The following is a 19,772-nucleotide window of genomic DNA, read 5'->3' as shown; positions in this document are numbered from 1 at the left end:
ATGACTAATGACTAATTTAGTAAGTTTCTACGTGCCAGCGGCCAGCTTTCTTGAGTTGCTTCTGATAATCACTCCAGGTTACACCTTCTTTAGCAGCAGCAGCAGTTAAGGCTGCATCGATGCCTTCTTCCATACCGCGTAAACCGCAGATGTAGGTATGAGTTTTTTCATTTTTAATCAACTGCCACAATTCATCTGCGTGTTCAGCTACGCGGTCTTGGATATACATTCTACCGCCTTGAGGATTTTTCTGTTCGCGGCTGATAGCAGCAGTTAGGCGGAAGTTATCAGGATATTTTTGTTGAATTTCTTCCAGTTCTTCCTTATATAAGAGGTTTGGAGTTGTTGGTACACCAAATATTAACCAAGAGAATCCTTTAAATTGGTAATCTGGGTTAGCTGCTCTTTCCGCATCTTTAAACTGCCGCCACAGATAAGCCCGCATCGGCGCAATACCTGTTCCGGTTGCCATCATAATTACATTAGCTTCAGGGTCATTGGGTAACAACATTTCCTTACCCACAGGCCCTGTAATTTTTACCTCTTCCCCTGGCTTGAGGAAACACAGGTGCGTAGAGCAAACACCGTAAACTGTTTCGCTAGTTTCTGGATGCTTGTACTCCAATTGGCGAACGCACAGTGATACTGTTTTATCATCTACATCATCGCCATGACGAGTTGAGGCGATGGAATATAGTCTGAGTTTTTCCGGCTTACCGTTCTTGTCTACTCCTGGTGGAATAATCCCAATACTTTGACCTTCTATATACTTCAAATCACTGCCAGACAGGTCAAATTTAAGGTGTTGAACAATACCAATACCGCCTTCTTTGACTAGCGGTTCATTAGATATTACCTTGCCAATAAAAGGAGCATTGGGGCGGTAAGTGTTAACAGGAACGTCACCGTGGTCTTTTTTGGCTTTCGCTTGAGTCATGGTGTTGCCTTTCTTGTCCTTGTTCTCTTCAGCACTATGAGCATTTACAGGTGTGGCTTTACCATTCCCTTCACTGTTAGCAGTTTCCCCAGATGTAGCTAACTCGCTGACAACGCTTGTAGCATTCCCAAATGAGGCTTTACCATTAACTGATTCTAGAGCAGTTACAGGCTGGATGCTAACAATTGTGCCGCCTAGACGAGTGATACGTCGCATTTCTTGATTCATGCGGTTGTAAGGCACTTTGATGAACACACTGCCACTTTTACGAATTGGGTAGTTAGTTTGATCAGTTTCTTCGCTCTGACGCAAACCCACCACTTCATAGAGGAAGATGCGGCTACCTAATTCTGTGTTGGCAGCACCCTCAACAGCACCTTGATTGTACATTCGTTCTACCACTCCGATAATTTACTTAACCGTTTTTCAGAAAAAAACTATTCCCCTACCTTGCCAGCTTTAGTTTACCGGATTTTCGTTTCACAAAACTGACCCTGAAGGAAAAACGGCATCATTAAGTTAATGCCTTGCTAAGTACACTCACCAAAGACATGCAGGCATAGCAAAAAACACACCTGTTCACCTTCTAAAGTAAAGGAAAAGTCTTGTGGAGAATGTTAATAAAGAGTCAATTTAATCTTTTTTTTGTTAACTACCAACCCCTTTAGGGAGATAGTTTTTACCTTACTACCCAGTGAGGAACTTAAAAGGGCGGATATTGTAGGAAGCCTGCTTCGATTAGTGGAAGCTAGTGCTGAGTTGACTTCTAAAAATTGCGGTTGTGCTTATTTATTCCAAGGGTTTAAATCGGAGAATGCCAATTCCGGAAGGTCTTCTTCCGATTGGTTTTACTTTTCCAAATCTAATGCTCTCTCGGAATGTTGTTAGCTATATTCATGACTTGTCTAAAGATAATCACATCATTAGGACAACTCCAGCTACAAAGATAACAACAGAGAGAACCGTAATTGAAGCAACTATAATTAGTTTCACTTGATGTGAAAAATCTGTCAACCAGTATCAGTAGTTTGTCATAACGTCAACGCTTCTATATGAGCATATCCATAAATTTACAGCCAATATTTTGACTAATGCAAGTTGTTTGCTCATTCGTTGGATAGATTTTTGCTTTGAATATCTTAAGTATTGTCGAGCAGGAATTACAATTTAGGAGCATTAGAAAATTCCCAACAATAATAAATTATACCTCATAGTCTTGATTATATAGAGTCACAAGTAGCAGACTGATAATGGTGCAACGCTGATGGGCGGTGCTGATCCCCATTTTTAAATTAACAACTAAATCCACAAAAAAATGATTCATGAACTACGCTAATTCTTCTTGACAGCAATCTTGTATGGGATACCCCATTCTGTTAAAATCAAATATACCACTAGGATTAAATACTTACCGGCACCAAAATTCAGGCTAGTCCGACGAGTAGCAACTTATAAGAGAAGACAGGAGGTAGAGGGCAGAAGGCAGGCGGAAAGAAGTATGAATGAAAATTTTATTCTGGGTCAAAAGCCCAGTTTAAAAATAAGAACTGTATTGAGCGAAAAGTGGCGCTAGATAAAAGGTGTCTACAGCTTAATTCCCATGCTTTTAAACATTGGTTACTCCTACCTCCTACCTCCGTGCCCTTCGGGTTCGTCACTTGCTTTATGCCGGGTAACCCGTCCACCGCAGTGGCTCACCTCCTGTCTGCTTGGTTGTCTACCCGCTTGGTGTCTTATAGATGTGCTAGGTAGCAAGAACGCAGGATAAACCAAAGTGGTAAACTCCTGGCTTCAGAATCTGCTGTGTGAAAAAATATTGACACAATTTTAGTATTTTAGAGGAGATTTATGACAAATAAGCCGGAACGCGTGGTACTGATTGGAGTAGCCGGAGACTCTGGGTGCGGGAAATCTACGTTTTTGCGTCGTTTGATAGATTTGTTTGGTGAAGATTTAATGACAGTCATTTGCTTGGATGACTATCACTCTCTAGATCGCAAACAGCGTAAAGAAACTGGGATAACGGCATTAGACCCTAGAGCAAACAATTTTGACCTGATGTATGAGCAAATTAAAGCGCTCAAAAGTGGTCAAACGATTGATAAGCCGATTTATAACCACGAAACTGGCTTGATTGATCCGCCAGAGCGGATAGAGCCGAATCACATTATAGTTGTTGAAGGGCTGCATCCTTTATATGATGAGCGGGTGCGATCGCTAATTGACTTTAGTGTTTATTTTGACATTAGCGATGAAGTCAAAATTGCTTGGAAAATCCAGCGAGATATGGCTGAACGCGGTCATCGCTACGAAGATGTCTTAGCGCAAATCAATTCCCGCAAACCTGACTTTGAAAAGTTTATCGAACCACAAAGAGAATTTGCCGATGTAGTTCTCCAAGTATTACCTACTAACTTAATCAAAAACGATACAGAGCGTAGAGTCTTAAGAGTACGTATGCTCCAAAGGGAAGGTAAGGAAGGCTTTGATCCAACATACCTGTTTGATGAGGGGTCAACAATTAATTGGACTCCCTGTGGACGCAAACTGACCTGTTCTTATCCTGGTATGCAACTATACTACGGTTCAGATGTTTACTACGGTCGCTATGTCTCAGTACTAGAGGTAGATGGTCAATTTGACAATTTGGAAGAAGTAATTTACATCGAAACCCATCTCAGCAATACATCCACTAAATATCAGGGTGAATTGACTCACTTGTTACTTCAGCACCGCGAGTATCCAGGTTCCAATAATGGTACTGGTTTCTTCCAAGTGCTTACAGGTTTGAAAATGCGTGCTGCTTATGAACGGTTGACAACTACGGAAGCAAAGTTAGCAGTTCAAGTTTAAAGCAGCAGTGTTTGTGTCAAAGTTTGTGGGGGCACTTCTGGGTGCCTCCTTTTTTTGTGTTATTAAATACATTTGTCCCATAAAATAATTAGCATAAATTTATCTTCTTTACAGATACTTACCTTATGGCTAGTGGTTTTTATTAATATCAAGAAGATACTAACTACTGAAGTATAAATATTGTTATGATTTCATAAATTAACGTGAGTTCGACGGCTTATGTGGTGTTCGCCTAAGGAGCTTAATCAAAAAACCTCTTAAAGATTTTACTACCTAAAACCGTCCTTCTTCGACTCCTAGAGGCACAAACTTGAACTAAAGCTCAAGTTAGGGAGAGGTTCATTGAACTCACGTTAAATAAAGTAGTTGAACTAAATACTACATTTAATCAGCTAAAAAACTCAAGTCAGGAGGAATTTCCTTTGTCTCGTCGATATTTATTTACCTCCGAGTCAGTCACCGAAGGTCATCCAGATAAAATCTGCGATCAGATTTCTGATACTATTCTAGATGCCCTACTGACACAAGACCCCAGCAGCCGTGTCGCTGCCGAAGTAGTAGTTAATACTGGTTTGGTGCTAATCACTGGTGAAATAACCACCAAAGCCAATGTGAATTTCGTCAATCTCGCCCGCCAAAAAATTGCCGAAATTGGCTATACCAATGCCGATAATGGCTTTTCTGCTAACAGCACCAGCGTTCTGCTGGCTTTAGACGAACAATCACCCGATATTGCCCAAGGCGTTAACACCGCTCAAGAAACCCGCCAGCAAGATAGTGATGAGCTATTCGACAAAATTGGTGCAGGCGATCAAGGTATAATGTTTGGTTTTGCCAGCAACGAAACACCAGAACTGATGCCCTTACCCATCAGTCTCGCCCACCGTATTGCTCGCCGATTAGCAGCAGTTCGCAAAACAGGTGAATTGTCATACCTGCGTCCTGACGGTAAAACCCAAGTAACTGTGGTCTATGAAGATGGACGCCCAGTAGGTATTGATACGATTCTAATTTCCACCCAGCATACAGCTAGTATTGGGGAAATCACAGATGAGGCGGCTGTACAAGCCAAAATTAAACAAGACCTTTGGTCAGCAGTGGTCGAACCTGTTTTTGGCGACATTGAAGTTAAGCCTAATAAAGAGACACGTTTTCTAGTCAACCCCACTGGCAAATTTGTCGTTGGTGGTCCTCAAGGAGACTCTGGTCTGACAGGACGGAAAATAATTGTTGATACCTACGGTGGTTATTCACGGCATGGTGGCGGCGCTTTTTCTGGCAAAGACCCCACAAAGGTAGACCGTTCTGCTGCCTATGCGGCTCGTTATGTGGCGAAAAACATTGTCGCTGCCGGTTTAGCAGAAAAAGTTGAAATCCAGTTATCTTATGCTATTGGCGTAGCGCGACCAACAAGCATTCTGGTGGATACCTTTGGCACTGGCAAAGTCGATGAAGAAACCTTACTGGAATTAATCAACAAGCACTTTGAACTGCGTCCAGCAGGGATTATCCATACCTTCAATTTACGCAACTTACCAAGTGAACGAGGCGGACGTTTTTATCAGGACGTCGCGGCTTATGGTCATTTTGGGCGGCCTGATTTAGAGTTACCTTGGGAACAGACCGATAAAGCTGAATTGTTGAAGCAAGCGGTTAACGAGTCAGTTTCGGCAGTAGTTGCTCAGGCGCTAACTTAGACTTATACGCTACTACAAAAACTTAGTTTATATCTTTGAGGGTATAGGCAATTTATGAAGTTGCCTATACCCTCATTTATCTTTCAACTGTCGCACGAAAGCCGAAATTAATCATGGTACGGTTTTATAGCGGTTATCGCTTGGGTGCAGTAGATTTTTGACCTCACTTCCATTCTTCTCTGCTTTTAGGAGAGAGGCTTTGAATCTTACTCCCCAAAGCTAGTAGGGAAGGGGTTGGGAATTAGGGTCTGTACCGCACTCAACTGAGAACCGTTATAAGCCAGTATCTGGGATACCAACTGGTCTTTGTTCATTTCCATCTCGTTTATAAAGGAAGACAGCAGGAAGCGCTAGCACTGATTAAAATGCGAACAATTGCAGAAATTAACGAGAAAATCAGCCGCCAACGTGCGGTAGTGTTGACAGTTGAAGAATTAAAAGCACGAGTTGTAGAAATCGGTGTTACTAAAGCTGCTAAAGAAGTTGATGTAATTACCACTGGCACGTTTGAGCCGATGGAATCAAGTGGTGCAATTATCAATCTTGGACACACTGACCCCCCAATAAAAATTCGTCGCTGCTGGTTAGATGGCGTGCCAGCATACTCTGGTTTTGGGGCAGTAGATTTATATTTGGGTGCAAGTTCTGCCGTAGAGACGACGGACGGGGAAGAAGTCAGAGAACGTGGCGGCGGTCATGTAATTGAAGATTTGATCGCTGGTAAACCCATACACGTAAAAGCGCAAGGACAAGTAACAGATTGTTATCCCAGAGCAACTTTTGAAACTACAATTACCAATGAAACGATTAATCAGTTTTATTTATTCAATCCGCGCAATCTTTATCAAAATTTTATTGTTGGTGTAAATGGTGGCGATCGCCCCCTCTTCACCTATCTCGGCCCTTTACAACCGCGTTTAGGGAATGCAGTTTACTCTAACCCCGGTGCTATTTCCCCCTTACTCAACGATCCCGATTTACAACTCGTTGGTATAGGGACTCGAATTTTTTTAGGCGGCGGTATTGGCTATGTCGCCTGGGAAGGCACTCAGCACTTCCCTTTACAAAAGCGTTTAGCTAATCGTACACCGATTGGCCCTTCCGCCACTTTAGCTTTAATCGGTGATGCCAAGCAAATGGATGCTCATTGGGTGCGGGGTTGTTATTTCAAAAGCTATGGTCCCTCATTAATGTTAGGCGTTGGTGTACCACTACCTGTATTAAATGAACAAGTAGTTGAACATTGTGCCGTGCAGGATAAAGACTTAGTAGCCCCAATAGTGGATTTTTCCATTCCCCGGCGCGTCCGTCCTACCTTTGGTTTGGTGAGTTACGCCCAACTCAAATCTGGGCGGATCACTATCGAGGGCAAAGCTATACGCTCTGCCCCCTTAGCGAGTTTGTTTTTTTCTAGGCAAGTCGCCCTAGAGTTGAAAAAGTGGATCGAAGCAGGAACGTTTACCCTCACAGAGCCAGTTTCCCCAATTCCGATGGAGCGATCTTTTTTACCCCAAGACCGTCGGACGGATTTTTGATACTGGGGACTGGGGGCTGGGGAAGAGTTTTTCTAATGCCCCATGCCCTATGCCCCTCCTTTATTCTTGAGTCGGTTTCGGTCGCTTGATAGGTTTAGGAGCAGGCGTTTTTGGTATAGGTTTTGACACTATAGAAGGGTCGCTGCTTACGCCTGTTTTCTTGATAGGACGTGGGGTTTCCCCACTGCGTCTGGGAGGGAATGGTTTTCTGCCACCAGCACCGCCACCGCCAGCACGAGGGCCACCTTTGAACGGTGGTTTGCGTTTTTTGGGCAAGTCAGCGATCGCTTCGGCTTTTTCTACTATCAAAACGTCAGCTTCTCGCTTGGCTTGGAAATCCCAGAACTTTCCTACAGCTTTGGTGGTCAGCACACCCCTCAATTTCAACTTGAAATACTTGGGTTTCTCAGTTGGTTTGCGTGCAGCCTGCCTAATTTTGACTACTAAGCTTTTAGCGTCAAAAGACTGGTATACTACCTCACCACGAACAGAAAAACCACCATCTGCTACTTCTGATGAGGGGATCGTTGAAATTGTACTTAATTCAGAGTTTTCCGATAAGCCATCATCGGTTGTCTGTAACTCTTGCAAGTCCAAGTCCGACTCATCCTCATCTGTTGAGTTTTTAGCCAAATTTTCTGGCTCCCAAACTCCGACGATTTGGATGTGCAAGGTATCATTCTCTTGTCTTGTACGTGGATATACTACCCACAAGTGTTCTTTTTCTAAGTCTAGATGATTCTTGACTAAGCTCATAATCCGGCCTAGGAGGACGGCATTGAGTTCTACACCATCTGTGGTCAGCAGCGTACCTTGAGTAAATTGTTCGCTGCTAGCATGATAGCGACCCCGGACTAAGCCGATCGCTCGGTACTGCATCGGTTCACTGGGAGGCGGAATCGGTTGTTGTCGATTGACCAAGTTCCCATTTGAGTCAGTTTCGCTGGGGTTAACAGGCGAATTTTCAAGTTTAGAGGGCTGGGCTGCTACATTAACATTAGCGGCTGCCCCTGTTTTAGTTGGGCCCTGGTTAGAGGCAGAAGAATTAGAGGATTCAGGCAACGGCATCAGGTCGGAATTCATAAAAACTCCTTGCGGCGGAGACACATCCCATTGTGGGATTTTACAAAGGCAGCTGAAAAGAGCATTTGTGCGACTGATGAAAGTATATTTGCTTTTCACAAAGTCACACCAAGTTACTCTATACAATACTAAAGGCGCTAAATTGAGTGTATAAACACTAAACGTGTAATTTAGCGCCTTTACACTAGTTTCGGAAGCATATCATAGCTCCAATTCTGATGGCTCCTCCTAAAGTCATCACTTACTTTAGCAGTGTAAATAGTTAATTGTTATAAAATTCACAGGCAATTAACGGTATTCCGCAAAGTTCTGGAAATTTTTAACTTTACGATTTGTGTAAATGATAATGTCATTAGAGTTCAGGAGAAAGACAAAACTGTGTCTCAACCGCGCAATCGTTGGATAGTTCAAGTCATCTTGGCAGTGGCAATTCTTGCTTTTGTGGGTGTTTCGGTGATTCCCATAATTGGAGCATTTAATAATACGCCACCCTCAAGCCAGAATACCGCTAGCACTAGAGGCACTTTACCCTCCTCTGACCAAAAATCAAAACTGGAAGACGAAGTACGGGGTTATGAACTGGTTTTGCAAAGGGAACCGGAAAACCAAACTGCACTCAAGGGCTTATTACAGGCACGGCTACAACTATTGAGTCAAAAAGAAAAAGCTGAGGTTAAACCAGCTGATATCCAAGTTGTTATTGAACCTTTAGAAAAGCTAGCCAAGCTGAATCCTGAACAATCAGAATATTCAGTGCTATTGGCTCAAGCCAAACAGCAAATAGGCGATCGCGAAGGAGCCGCTCAAGCATATCGCTCGATTTTGTCCACCAAACCAGGTGATTTGAAGGCTTTACAAGGAATGGTGTCTCTGTTGATAAGTCAGCAACGCCCGGAAGCAGCCATTGGTTTGTTACAAGAAACCCTCTCTAACGCAGCTCAAGCAAATACAATTCAGCCTGGAAGTGTAGATACAGTAGCCGTGCAGGTCTTGTTAGGTTCTGTTCATGCTTCTCAGAAACGCTATGCTCAAGCTAGCTCTGTATATGACCAGGCAATAAAGAAAGATCCCAAGGATTTTCGCCCTGTTGTGGCCAAAGCGATGCTCCTGAAACAACAGGGCAAAGACGCAGATGCAAAACTTTTGTTTGATAGCGCCGCAGCTTTAGCACCTGCTCAGTATAAAGATGAAATTAAGAACGCAGCAACGGCTTCCCCCATCCCTAATCCGGCTGCATCTCCTGCGCCTGCATTAGAAAGTACTCCGAAGTAGGGGCATTGGGCATAGGCAAGAGGACTTGGGGACAAGGAGAATTGGGGACAAGGGGAAAGACTTGTTTCAAGTTCTCACATCTTGTCCCCCTCATCTCCCTCATCTCCCTCTGCTTATCCCCTCACACTCCTTCAATGGCAGCAAGGATACCAAATACCAAAAACAGGCATCCACCAATTAGGGTGAGTTGACGCTCAGAAATGCGCCCGGCAATCATTTTGCCGCCGATAACTGCGATCGCAGCACAAATGGCATGTCCTAAAATTGCACCTATTGTCACTCCAATTGGATTATTACCTGCTGCCAGGGCAATGGTGGCAATTTGGGTGCGATCGCCCCACTCTGCCATAAATGTCAACACAAAGGCTTCTATGATAATTGCCAAGGAAGTCTTTTGCTTTGGTAACTCCAAATCTGCTTTTTTTACCGCAGCTTCGGCCTCTTGTACAACTTCTGTATCACAAGCAGCACCAGACATCTTACTCGCGTCATATAACAGCTTGATACCAAAGGCAAGAAACAAAACTATTTCAGCGTAATGAATATAAACTTTTGGTAAAAAAGATACCGCTTGTCCAAATAGCACCGAAAGGATTGTCATTGCGGCTAAAGCAGCTGTAACACCTATAAATACCAGCCGCCGCGAGTGGTGCATTGCCAAAATTACAGCAATAAAAAATGTTTTATCGCCTAGTTCTGAAACTGTTATTAGTAATAAACCTGCGGTAAAAGCTGTTAACACTCTCTCAAGCTCCTGAAGAATCATTTACCGATGTGAAGCTTGATGAGAACCAAAAGACCTCACCAAGTTTACACTTTTCGGTGTGAACTTAGTGAAGGTCTCGCTTTCAAATATTGATTACTTGCCATCTGAACCAGGCTCATCGCCAGTATGTTGATTCAGATGTACTGGCTTTCATTTTGTTGGCCAGCAGCTACTCCCCTTCAATGCAACGCTAATTATACATCTTTTTAAGGTAGAAATCAAGAATAAGGAATGGAGAGGTATAACTGTACAGAAAATGAAGTGACATATACCGCCCAATTTTACTGTTGACTGAGGAAAAAATTCATCATTTGTGGCTTATGGTAGCTGGTATGGACAGATCAAAGGAAATGTATTGCGATTGTAGTATGAAAGAATGGTTAGATGTAGTTTGTTGTAGACACTCAATTCACGCTACAACCGCGTAACCTAGTAGTTGTGTAGGGTAAGGCCAAACCCCGTTTCATCAAGCAATTCCAACCAACTTTGCGCTTAGTTCCCACATGCGATCACCTTTTTCGTCATCGCGGGCTTGAGGAGAGACTTTTTGCACAAAGGACTTGCCATCTTTCTTCTGGCGATTTCCCCAGCTCCAATAAGCACCAGATTGATTGTACTCAGGATCGGCAACTACCGCAGCAACCCGTTCTCCTGCCAACTCCTGAGACACATATCCCCCAGTGATGTACTTCTGGAATAAAGGGAAGATTTTCTGAAATAAAGGATAGTGGTTTCTAAATAGTGGCGTTTCTGCAACACATCCCGGATAAAGAGAGCTAAAGGCGATACCAGTTGACTCGTGATAGCGCCGATGCAGTTCCCGCATAGTCAGCACGTTGCAAACTTTGCTGTCCTTGTAAGCTTTGACGGGTTCAAACTTCTTGCCATCAATCATCGAGATTGGCTCTTTAAATCCTTCTGCAAAGCCTTGTAAATCGCCCAAGTCTGGACGCGGCGGAATCTTCCCACCCAGTTCATCTGGATTGTGAGTGACAGTTCCTAAAATTACCAGCCTTGGCTCTGAAGATGACTTCTTCAGATCCTCAAGCATTAGGTTGCACAAAAGGAAATGTCCGAGGTGATTTGTGGTGACAGTTAACTCGTAACCTTCTGGACTGCGTAAAGGCTCCTTTATTAAGGGCATATAAATTGCGGCGTTGCACACCAAAGCATCTAGAGAGTTGCCGCTTGCTCGAAAGTTATTCACAAATTGTCGAACGCTTTCTAAAGAGCCAAGATCGATATGCATAATGGTGTAACTGCCCTGATGCGGGATTCCCACAGATTGGGCTGCAAGTTGAGCCTTCGCTATATCCCTACAAGCCATCACTACATACCATCCCCTTTCAACAAGAGCCTTGGCGGCGTACAAACCGACTCCTGAAGAAGCACCTGTAATTACAACCGTTGGCTTGTGATGTTGTTCCATTCTGTTGAGCCTCCATTGACTGTCTCTAGGATCTCACACCAGTGAGCCATCATTGTCACCAGCTTTTCCAATGCTGGATTAGGCTGAACTAACCTGCATTCCAAGAATACGATAAAGGCAAATCGAAAAATGACTTTTCCTTTTGACGAAACTGCTTATCGAAATCTAGTAGCTGAAGTTGCTCCCAAGGTAATTGAGACGGAAGAGGAGTATGAACGTCTGTTGACAGTGGTAGAGCGTCTAACCTTTGCGAAAAATTGCACTCTAGAGCAGCGAGTTTTACATAAATTGCTAATGAAGCTTATTGAAGTATATGAAACACAGAACTACCCGATGGATTTATCTGTGCTTCATGAGATACTTCAACACATTATGGAAGCAAGTGGAACCCGTCAAGCTGACTTGGTAGGGGTTATTGGATCAAGTGGTGTGGTATCTGAGGTTGTTAATGGTAAGCGTTCGATTAGCAAGGCACAAGCCAAAATGCTTGGTGATTACTTCAAGGTTTCACCTAGCCTGTTTATCTAAGCCTCAATTTAAAATATAGGCGATCGCTTTTCACTCAGTTCGATTTCCCATCTTGATAAATTATGACTGCAATCTAATCCTTCAAAGCAGCTTGAATATAAAGCGTTTTCAACTTTTGGTCGTAGCGGAAAATCTCGATGGACTGATACAGATTAGAAAGTCACTGGCAAAGAAATATTGCTTAGGTTATGAATAGCATTAGAATTTAGTATGAGCCTTGCTAATAAACTGTATTAAGTATACGTAGCGATAATTCACCATAGTTAGTAAAAATTATAAATAAATTAAAAACACATGAAATTAGATTTAGTGGAATATTGTCAGGATAAAGGTTTACAAAGTGAATGGAGTTTAGATGGTTGCCAGTTAGGTAATGTAAATTTGATAGTCGGGAAAAATGCCACTGGTAAATCTAAAATACTGAGGGCTATAAACCTGATATCGGGTTTACTATCTGGTGACACAAGTCTAAGGCCTGATCGTATGTCGAGAGAGTGGAAATTAACTTTCGATTCTCATGACGTAGATAACAAGAAAATTTACATATTGACAGTTGATCAAGGTCAGGTGGTTAAAGAGAATTTCACTATTGGTTCTAAGAATTACCTTGATAGAAATGAATCAGGTGTAGGTGTGATTTGGGCTGAAAAGCTACAAACATCTATTGATTTTCAGACTCCTACTGATGAAGTTGCTGCTTTCCAGCGTAGAGATTCTATCCAGCATCCTGTTTTTGATGAAATTTACAATTGGGCAAGTTCATTGAATTACTATCAATTTGGAACAGATTTAGGTAGAAGAAAACTTGCAGTAAATAGCCCCGTTAGGAAAATTAGAAAAAACATAAGTTTGAGAGATGGAGATAATGTAATTGAGGTATTTAAATTGGGTAAATCTCAATTAGATCAATCTTTTATTGAAGCTATAAAATCAGATATGTCATCTATAGGCTACAACATATCGGATATTGGTATTCAAACGCCATCACTTCTATTTTCTGATGAAGAGGATGAAATATCCGACAAAATAGAACTAAAATGTCTTTATGTTCAGGAAAGCGATCTAAAAGAAAAAACTGAGCAAGGTTTAATATCTCAAGGTATGTTTAGAGCGTTATCTCTAATCATTCAAATAAACTACTCACTTTTAGCTAAAAAGCCTAGTTGTATATTAATAGATGATATTGGAGAAGGACTAGATTTTGAAAGAGCATCAGCTATGATTGATGTGCTTATTAATAAAGCGCAGACTGGATTAGTTCAACTAGTTATGACCACTAATGATCGCTTTATCATGAATGGTGTCCCTTTAGAGTATTGGTCAGTGATTGAGAGGAAACCAGGATTAGCTAAACTTCACAACATAGATAATTCAAAGCAAATATTTGAAGACTTTAAATTCACTGGTCTAAACAATTTCGATTTTTTTTCCACTCAATTTTATGTTGAAGGGTTTGGTAATAAAGAGCAGATAGATCAGTGAAAAAGCTAGCTATTTTTGTGGAAGGACAAACAGAACAAATTTTTATAGAAAGATTACTTAAAGAAATTGCAGGTAGAAATAGAATTGCAATAGAAATAATAGCTGTAAATGGTAATCAATTAAAAAGATATACCACGTTAATAAAGAACGCTGTTATGACTCCCGAAACTAAATTTTATGTCTTGGTTTATAACTCATTTAGTGATAACAGCGTTCCTTCAGATATAAGAGATAGATATAGTAGTCTAACTGCCTCTGGTTATGAAAGAGTAATAGGATTAAGAGATGTTTTTCCAATACCCATATATCAAAAATCTAAGCTTATAACTGGTTTGCGTTATTCGTTACCACAAGGAACAATTCCTATAGATATAGTTCTTGCTGTGATGGAAATAGAAGCATGGTTTTTAGCAGAATATAATCATTTTATAAAAATAGATGCGAGTCTAACCCCAGAGAGAATTAAGGAATGTTTTGGATTTAATCCTAAGACTGATGATATGGAAGCAAGGCCTAAACCTTCCGATGATATGAAACAGATTTATAATCTTGTAGGTAAAGGTTATAACAAAAGCGAGAAACAACTCAATCGACTTGCATCTAATCTCGATTATGAGTTTCTATATATAGAACTTACTAATAGTGTTCCTAGTCTTAAAGAACTTGTTGAATATCTTGACCTATTCCTAATTCCTTAGTCAAGTGGGTCATTATCTAAAACTCTGTATACTTTATAAAATCAAATAAAGTATGAAAAATAAGGTATTTCAGCCTTTATATTTCATACTTTATCCTTTATTAATACTTCCGCTCTTTCGGCTCAAACATAGTAATCGCCACCGGACGATATTGAATGTCAATTCCCGCAGGTGAATAGTAAGCCATTGTGTGTTTGAGAAAGTTAGTATCATCTCGCTCGGAATAATCTTCGCGGAAATGAGCACCACGGCTTTCCTGGCGATTTAAAGCTGATGCCAAAATAGTCTGTCCCACTACCATCAAACTTCGCAATTCTAAAGCTTCTACAAGTTCCGTATTCCAGCAACTACCTTTGTCATCTAAATAAATTTGTGGATATCGCTGTTGTATTTCTTCTAATTTGTGCAACCCTTCACTCATTAATGCTTCAGTGCGGAAAACACCGCAGTAATCAGTCATGCAATCCTGGAAGGCTTGACGAACTTCGTTAATGCGATACTGTCCTGGTTGTTCTAGCAAAGCTTGAATTTGTTGCTGGGCTTCCGTCACATAGCGTTGCTCATCCACAGAAGGCAACTTACGTTTTTGCACAAATTGCGCGATCGCAGCCCCAGCTCTCTTGCCATAAACGACACATTCCAGCAGTGAATTACTCCCTAAGCGATTCGCCCCATGTACGGAAACACAAGATGTTTCGCCAGCAGCAAAGAAGGCATCAACTAAACCATCACCACTACTGCGAACTTGCCCATCAGTGTTAACTGGAATACCACCCATACAGTAGTGAATTGTCGGACGGACTGGCATAGGTTGAGTTACCGCATCAACACCTACCAAACGGTGTGCTTCTTCCCAGCAGAAGGGGACGCGACTCATAATTTTTTCTTTGCCCATGTGGCGTAGATCCAGATAAACAAAGGGACCGCCAGCACTACCGTTGAGATGAATACCACGTCCGGCGCGAATTTCATAAGCGATCGCTCGTGAGGTAATATCACGAGGAGCTAGTTCCATACGACTGGGTGCGTAGTTCGCCATAAAGCGATCGCCTTCACTATTAATCAGATACGCCCCTTCACCCCGTACTGCTTCTGAAATCAACACGCCTACCGGATATAAACCAGTGGGATGAAATTGGACAAATTCCATATCTTCGAGGGGCAAACCTGCGATCGCAGTCATTGCCAAACCGTCACCCGAAGAAGCGTAATCATTAGAGGTGGTGTTATAAACGCGACCATAGCCCCCTGTGGCAAACATCACTGCCTTGGCCCGCACTACCTCAATATGTCCATCCAAAAGATGGAACATCACCACACCCTTCGCCTCATTTTCTTCCAAAATGAGACGCATCACGTACCATTCTTCATAAACTTGCACCCCATAACGCCGCAAATTGTTAACCAATTCGTGCAAAATCGCGTGACCGGTCTTATCAGCGGCATAGCAAGTGCGGTTGTGGGAATGTCCGCCAAAAGCCCGTTGGGCAATGCGTCCATCAGGTAAGCGAGAGAACAAAACGCCCATGTGTTCCAAGTCGATTACCACATCTGGTGCTTCCTGGGTAAGAATTGCCACAGCGTCTTGGTCTGCCAAGTAATCAGAACCCTTGACAGTATCAAAAGCATGTGCTTTCCAACTATCTTCTGCATCAACATTTTTCAGCGACGCAGCCATACCACCTTGAGCTGCCACAGAATGGGAACGAATTGGGTGGGTTTTGGCAACCACAGCAATATTTAAATTAGGGTCAGTGCGGGCAATTTCCACAGCAGCGCGACATCCCGCCAATCCACCCCCGACAATAATCACATCGTGTTCCAACATAATTAGCCCCTGATTGCAAACCCCTGCTGTTCTATTGTAGAGAGGTGATTAATCAGGTAGTGCGTTGCGACAGTGGCATCTCTACAAAAAAACATCCCTGCCTATAGACAGGGATGTTTTTACAAATTTTGAAATTAACAGTGAAAAGCTAAAAATGAAGAGTTAGGTCTTCACTTATAACTCTTAACTCCTAACTCTTCAGCTAGTCGCTTGTACAGGTTGTTGCTGAGACACATTACCTGGCATGGGTTCCATTTTTGTTCCAGGCCCTACAGGAGTGACTTCAATATGATTTAACAAGGTAGTGACAAACGCAAACAACAAGAAAGGTAGCGATAGTAGAACGACAAGACCAGCTGTTGCTAAAGCGTACACGGGTCGCTTGGCACCCATTAGCGCCAAGGCTGATGCCAAACTTAGGGTAATTGTAATCAACCAAACAATTATTTGACCGTAGATGTCACCGAAAGTCAGGGTACAGACAAACCGATACTTTTGAATATTATTTCCGCTCATCACATTTGCCTCAAGTCTCTCCTAATAGGTTCTACGTTAGAACCATGTTTGCTTTGTAGACAATTTCTAAATATTTTTGCAAGCTTCGTAATATAACTTTACAGCCAGCTTTTTTTGTTGCAAATCGTAATTTTTAGTAAAGCATGGCGTAAATAGACTAACCATACCCTACGAGAAGCCCTTCTCTTGTAGTCGCCGTTGCCTGGAATTCTCCTAATATACAAAGGTGTGTTATACCCTAGGCTAACGCACCATCTAAGATTATCGCTGTGTTAGGACTAATGTCTATCAATGCACTCTACTAGATTCAAGCCAATGTGTTCAATAATTAGCACAAAGACTAAGAAAGCTAGGTGTTAGTGTAGACTAAGCTTTTTAGTAAAACTTTTAGCAATTCTAATAACCTCTTCAACAAATAGATTCTTTATCTAAAGCCAAGATAATTTTTGTCACCTGTCAAATTTCAGATATTTAGGATGAGTGTTTAATTTTTTGCTAATAAATATTAACTAGTCCCAGCAAAGTCAGAATGGAAAAACCGATTTTTTGGTGTTAAATTTTGAATATTGCCCGAATTTGTTGACTTCAATCAACAAAACCGTTTATTTTTCGTGGCAATATTATTTTAGGAGTGAACGTGAATACTATTTTTTTTCGTAAAGGTGTTTTTTGGTTGCCAAGTATAGCTGCTCTTGCAGTCCTGAGTAGTGGCTTATCTGCAAATGCCCAGACATTAACTGACCCTTCCGCAACCGTAGCGTCTCCCAACGACTTTAGTGCAGAAGTAGACACTGCAAGTCAAAATCTCTCTACAGAAACAACTGAAACATTTACAGTAAGAAATTTAACTAAAGAACAGCAGTTATCCAATACTGCAATACAAGAAAACGCCAGTGCTACACTGACGCCCATTCCAGGCACAGTGGCAACCTCATCTACGACGCTCACCTCTGAGTCTGTAGAACCAACTTCTCAAACTATTGCTCAACCATCTGATAGCAAAGTGGCGCAATCAGATATCGATTTGGGTAGAACTACTAGTGGCGGCAGCAGCTATATTGGCGTCGCTGCTAACATTGGTTTGAGTGGTGGGGACTCATCTTTGGGCGACGGTAACTTCGCAGTAATCAGCAAAATCGGACTGACAAATTCTATATCTGTGCGACCCTCAGCTGTATTAGGGGACAACACCACAGTTCTACTTCCTATCACCTACGATTTTACCTTTCAGTCAGCAGATGCTTTTAGCGAACCATTACCAATTGCACCTTACGTTGGAGTAGGTGCAGCTTACAAAACTGGTGATGATTCGCAATTTGCTTTTTTAGTATCTGGTGGCATTGATGTGCCTCTAAGTCCTCAATTCACGGCGACGGCTGCTGTGAATGCCGGATTTTTCAATGAGACTGATATAGGCTTGTTGTTAGGAGTTGGTTACAACTTCAGTGGATTTTAAGAGTTAGGAGTTATGAATTAGGAGTTAAGAGTTAATAATATTTCATTCATAACTCTTAACTCCTAATTCCTCACTTTCTACTTGGGGGTAACTTTGTCAATCACCTTGATTTTGCCATCGTCTTCTACTGTCCAAACATCGTATACCCCAACAACATCACCGTTAGCATCAACATCTACATTGCCGCTAGCTCCTTGATAGTTGATATCTTGACCCGCTTTAAGCAACTTCAGTCCCTCGCAGACATCGGTGACTTCTGTGCCAGGCCCATTAGCAACTTCACGGATTTTGCTGGCTACGCCAACACCTGTATTTTCTTTAGCAGCTTGTGCTGCCAACGTCAACAAGGCAGCCGCATCCCAAGCTTGAGGTGCATATTCCCCTGGCGCACCACCCTTTTTATCCTTCCACAGCTTGTTGAAAGCTTCTAGTGCTTTACCATCGGAACCTGGTACTGTACCGATCGCTCCAGTTAAAATATACTTACCATCACTACCTTTGCCAACTTGTTCTGGGAAAGTCGGTGATTTCACGCCATCTGTAAGCAGAATTTGCACTCCCTTAGCTACACCTTGCTGATATGCGGCTTTCAGGAATAAACTGCCAGTTTCAGCGTACAGTACAGCCAGGACTGCATCTGGATTACCAGCAAAAGCAGCAGCAGCTTCTGTATCAAATGTTTGGGCTTTCGGGTCGTAGCGGACAGGTTTACCTTTATTGACGATGGTTCCACCCAATTTTTCAAAAGTTTCTACAAATGCTTTTTCAAAGCCAACGCCATAGTCGTTATTAATCACGACTGTAGAAACTCGCTTGAAACCTTTCTTATTGGCAAGTTGAGCTAATGCCAGTGCTTGGTAGGTATCTGGGGGAGCTGTACGCGCCCAAAAGCCTTGAAAGTCCCCTTTTTGTGCCTTTTCAGTAAACACGGGACTGGTACTACCAGGGGAAACCAGCATAACTTTATTCGGTGTGGCAATGGAGACTGCTGCACTAGAAACACTACTGGCAAAGGAGCCAACTACACCTGCTACTTTATCTAAAGTTGCTAGTTTGGTCATACCAGCAGCACCAGCTTTGGGGTCGGTTTGGTCATCTACTTGCACCAAGTTTACCGATTCACCATTCACCCCACCGCAAGCATTGACTGTATCGACGAGTAAAGGAACAGAACCTAGCATCTGCTGTCCAACAGAAGCCAAATCGCCGGTTGTCGGTAGCAGGGAACCAATTTTTAGCCCTTTAGCACTGCTTGTGGTAGTTGATGCTGCTGGCGTAGCTATACTTCCGTTGTTAGCTGTGCCATTGGTCGTACTAGTATCACCACAAGCCCCAACTAGGAACCCAATTGCCAGGGTAGCTATACTAAAGGTTAAGGCGGTGCTAATTTTTCTCATAGATAATTTTACCCCTCAGAGATTTAGGAGCCTAAAAGTTAAGATGCAAACTAGATTTGTAAGTTAGCTGGATCTTAGCAAGACTCCAAATGATAAATCATATCATCCATCTTTGGGAGTAGAAATATTTACCTTTGCATTAGTCTTATTGGTCAACACAGAAAACACTCTGTGTATTAAAACCTGAAAAACGGAGAGGGAGGGATTCGAACCCTCGGTACGGAGTTGCCTGCCGTACAACAGATTAGCAATCTGCCGCTTTCGACCACTCAGCCACCTCTCCATGACTCACGAA

At 42.3% G+C, this 19,772-nt stretch carries 15 protein-coding genes and 1 tRNA gene; 8 read left to right on the top strand and 8 right to left on the bottom strand.

What is annotated here, in order from left to right; translation table 11 throughout:
* Positions 1-16: 16 nt before the first annotated feature.
* Positions 17-1,327 (bottom strand): ferredoxin--NADP reductase, encoded by a 1,311-nt coding sequence (gene petH, locus H6G96_RS02855; protein ID WP_190910054.1) that lies wholly within the window; start codon positions 1,325-1,327, stop codon positions 17-19.
* A 1,458-nt stretch (positions 1,328-2,785) separates the two neighbouring features.
* On the opposite strand from petH, the gene H6G96_RS02845 reads away from it, so the two are divergent.
* The 3 genes from H6G96_RS02845 to H6G96_RS02835 all read left to right on the top strand — a co-directional run bounded on the left by H6G96_RS02845 (position 2,786) and on the right by H6G96_RS02835 (position 7,022).
* Complete coding sequence (locus tag H6G96_RS02845) at positions 2,786-3,790, top strand: phosphoribulokinase (RefSeq protein ID WP_190910052.1); 1,005 nt, start codon at positions 2,786-2,788, stop codon at positions 3,788-3,790.
* A 422-nt stretch (positions 3,791-4,212) separates the two neighbouring features.
* On the top strand, positions 4,213-5,487 hold the full coding sequence (gene metK / locus H6G96_RS02840) for a methionine adenosyltransferase (protein WP_190910051.1): 1,275 nt from the start codon (positions 4,213-4,215) through the stop codon (positions 5,485-5,487).
* Positions 5,488-5,852: 365 nt separating this feature from the next.
* On the top strand, positions 5,853-7,022 hold the full coding sequence (locus H6G96_RS02835) for a homocysteine biosynthesis protein (RefSeq protein ID WP_190910050.1): 1,170 nt from the start codon (positions 5,853-5,855) through the stop codon (positions 7,020-7,022).
* Between the two features lie 60 nt (positions 7,023-7,082).
* Here the strand turns inward: H6G96_RS02835 and H6G96_RS02830 are convergent, their stop codons facing one another.
* Positions 7,083-8,105 (bottom strand): hypothetical protein, encoded by a 1,023-nt coding sequence (locus H6G96_RS02830; RefSeq protein ID WP_190910049.1) that lies wholly within the window; start codon positions 8,103-8,105, stop codon positions 7,083-7,085.
* A 378-nt stretch (positions 8,106-8,483) separates the two neighbouring features.
* Between H6G96_RS02830 and H6G96_RS02825 the strand changes: the two genes are divergently transcribed.
* Positions 8,484-9,377, top strand: a complete 894-nt coding sequence (locus H6G96_RS02825; protein WP_190910048.1) for a tetratricopeptide repeat protein — start codon at positions 8,484-8,486, stop codon at positions 9,375-9,377.
* A 121-nt stretch (positions 9,378-9,498) separates the two neighbouring features.
* Here the strand turns inward: H6G96_RS02825 and H6G96_RS02820 are convergent, their stop codons facing one another.
* Both H6G96_RS02820 and H6G96_RS02815 read right to left on the bottom strand, forming a co-directional pair.
* On the bottom strand, positions 9,499-10,119 hold the full coding sequence (locus H6G96_RS02820; RefSeq protein ID WP_190910047.1) for a TMEM165/GDT1 family protein: 621 nt from the start codon (positions 10,117-10,119) through the stop codon (positions 9,499-9,501).
* Between the two features lie 490 nt (positions 10,120-10,609).
* Positions 10,610-11,572 (bottom strand): protochlorophyllide reductase, encoded by a 963-nt coding sequence (locus tag H6G96_RS02815; RefSeq protein ID WP_190910046.1) that lies wholly within the window; start codon positions 11,570-11,572, stop codon positions 10,610-10,612.
* A gap of 129 nt (positions 11,573-11,701) precedes the next feature.
* On the opposite strand from H6G96_RS02815, the gene H6G96_RS02810 reads away from it, so the two are divergent.
* From H6G96_RS02810 to H6G96_RS02800, 3 genes are all read left to right on the top strand, one after another.
* Positions 11,702-12,100, top strand: a complete 399-nt coding sequence (locus H6G96_RS02810; protein ID WP_190910045.1) for a transcriptional regulator — start codon at positions 11,702-11,704, stop codon at positions 12,098-12,100.
* A gap of 294 nt (positions 12,101-12,394) precedes the next feature.
* Positions 12,395-13,582 (top strand): ATP-binding protein, encoded by a 1,188-nt coding sequence (locus H6G96_RS02805; RefSeq protein ID WP_190910044.1) that lies wholly within the window; start codon positions 12,395-12,397, stop codon positions 13,580-13,582.
* A complete protein-coding gene (locus H6G96_RS02800; RefSeq protein WP_190910043.1) occupies positions 13,579-14,280 on the top strand; it encodes a DUF4276 family protein in 702 nt (233 codons plus the stop codon). The genes H6G96_RS02805 and H6G96_RS02800 overlap by 4 nt, the downstream gene beginning before the upstream one ends.
* A gap of 100 nt (positions 14,281-14,380) precedes the next feature.
* On the opposite strand, the gene H6G96_RS02795 is transcribed toward H6G96_RS02800, so the two are convergent.
* The gene (locus H6G96_RS02795; protein WP_190910042.1) at positions 14,381-16,108 is read right to left on the bottom strand and encodes a succinate dehydrogenase/fumarate reductase flavoprotein subunit; all 1,728 of its coding nucleotides are present in this window, start codon (positions 16,106-16,108) and stop codon (positions 14,381-14,383) included.
* A 198-nt stretch (positions 16,109-16,306) separates the two neighbouring features.
* Entirely contained in the window at positions 16,307-16,624 is a 318-nt protein-coding gene (locus H6G96_RS02790) for a hypothetical protein (protein WP_190732038.1), read from the bottom strand.
* 637 nt (positions 16,625-17,261) lie between these two features.
* On the opposite strand from H6G96_RS02790, the gene H6G96_RS02785 reads away from it, so the two are divergent.
* Complete coding sequence (locus H6G96_RS02785; RefSeq protein WP_190910040.1) at positions 17,262-18,080, top strand: hypothetical protein; 819 nt, start codon at positions 17,262-17,264, stop codon at positions 18,078-18,080.
* 77 nt (positions 18,081-18,157) lie between these two features.
* Here the strand turns inward: H6G96_RS02785 and H6G96_RS02780 are convergent, their stop codons facing one another.
* Positions 18,158-19,477 (bottom strand): ABC transporter substrate-binding protein, encoded by a 1,320-nt coding sequence (locus H6G96_RS02780; RefSeq protein WP_190910038.1) that lies wholly within the window; start codon positions 19,475-19,477, stop codon positions 18,158-18,160.
* Positions 19,478-19,668: 191 nt separating this feature from the next.
* A tRNA-Ser gene (locus H6G96_RS02775) sits at positions 19,669-19,760 on the bottom strand.
* Positions 19,761-19,772: the final 12 nt, after the last annotated feature.

The sequence above is a fragment of the Nostoc sp. FACHB-892 genome (genome assembly GCF_014698795.1).
GTDB lineage: Bacteria > Cyanobacteriota > Cyanobacteriia > Cyanobacteriales > Nostocaceae > Nostoc.
This window is presented reverse-complemented; position numbering and strand designations above follow the sequence as displayed.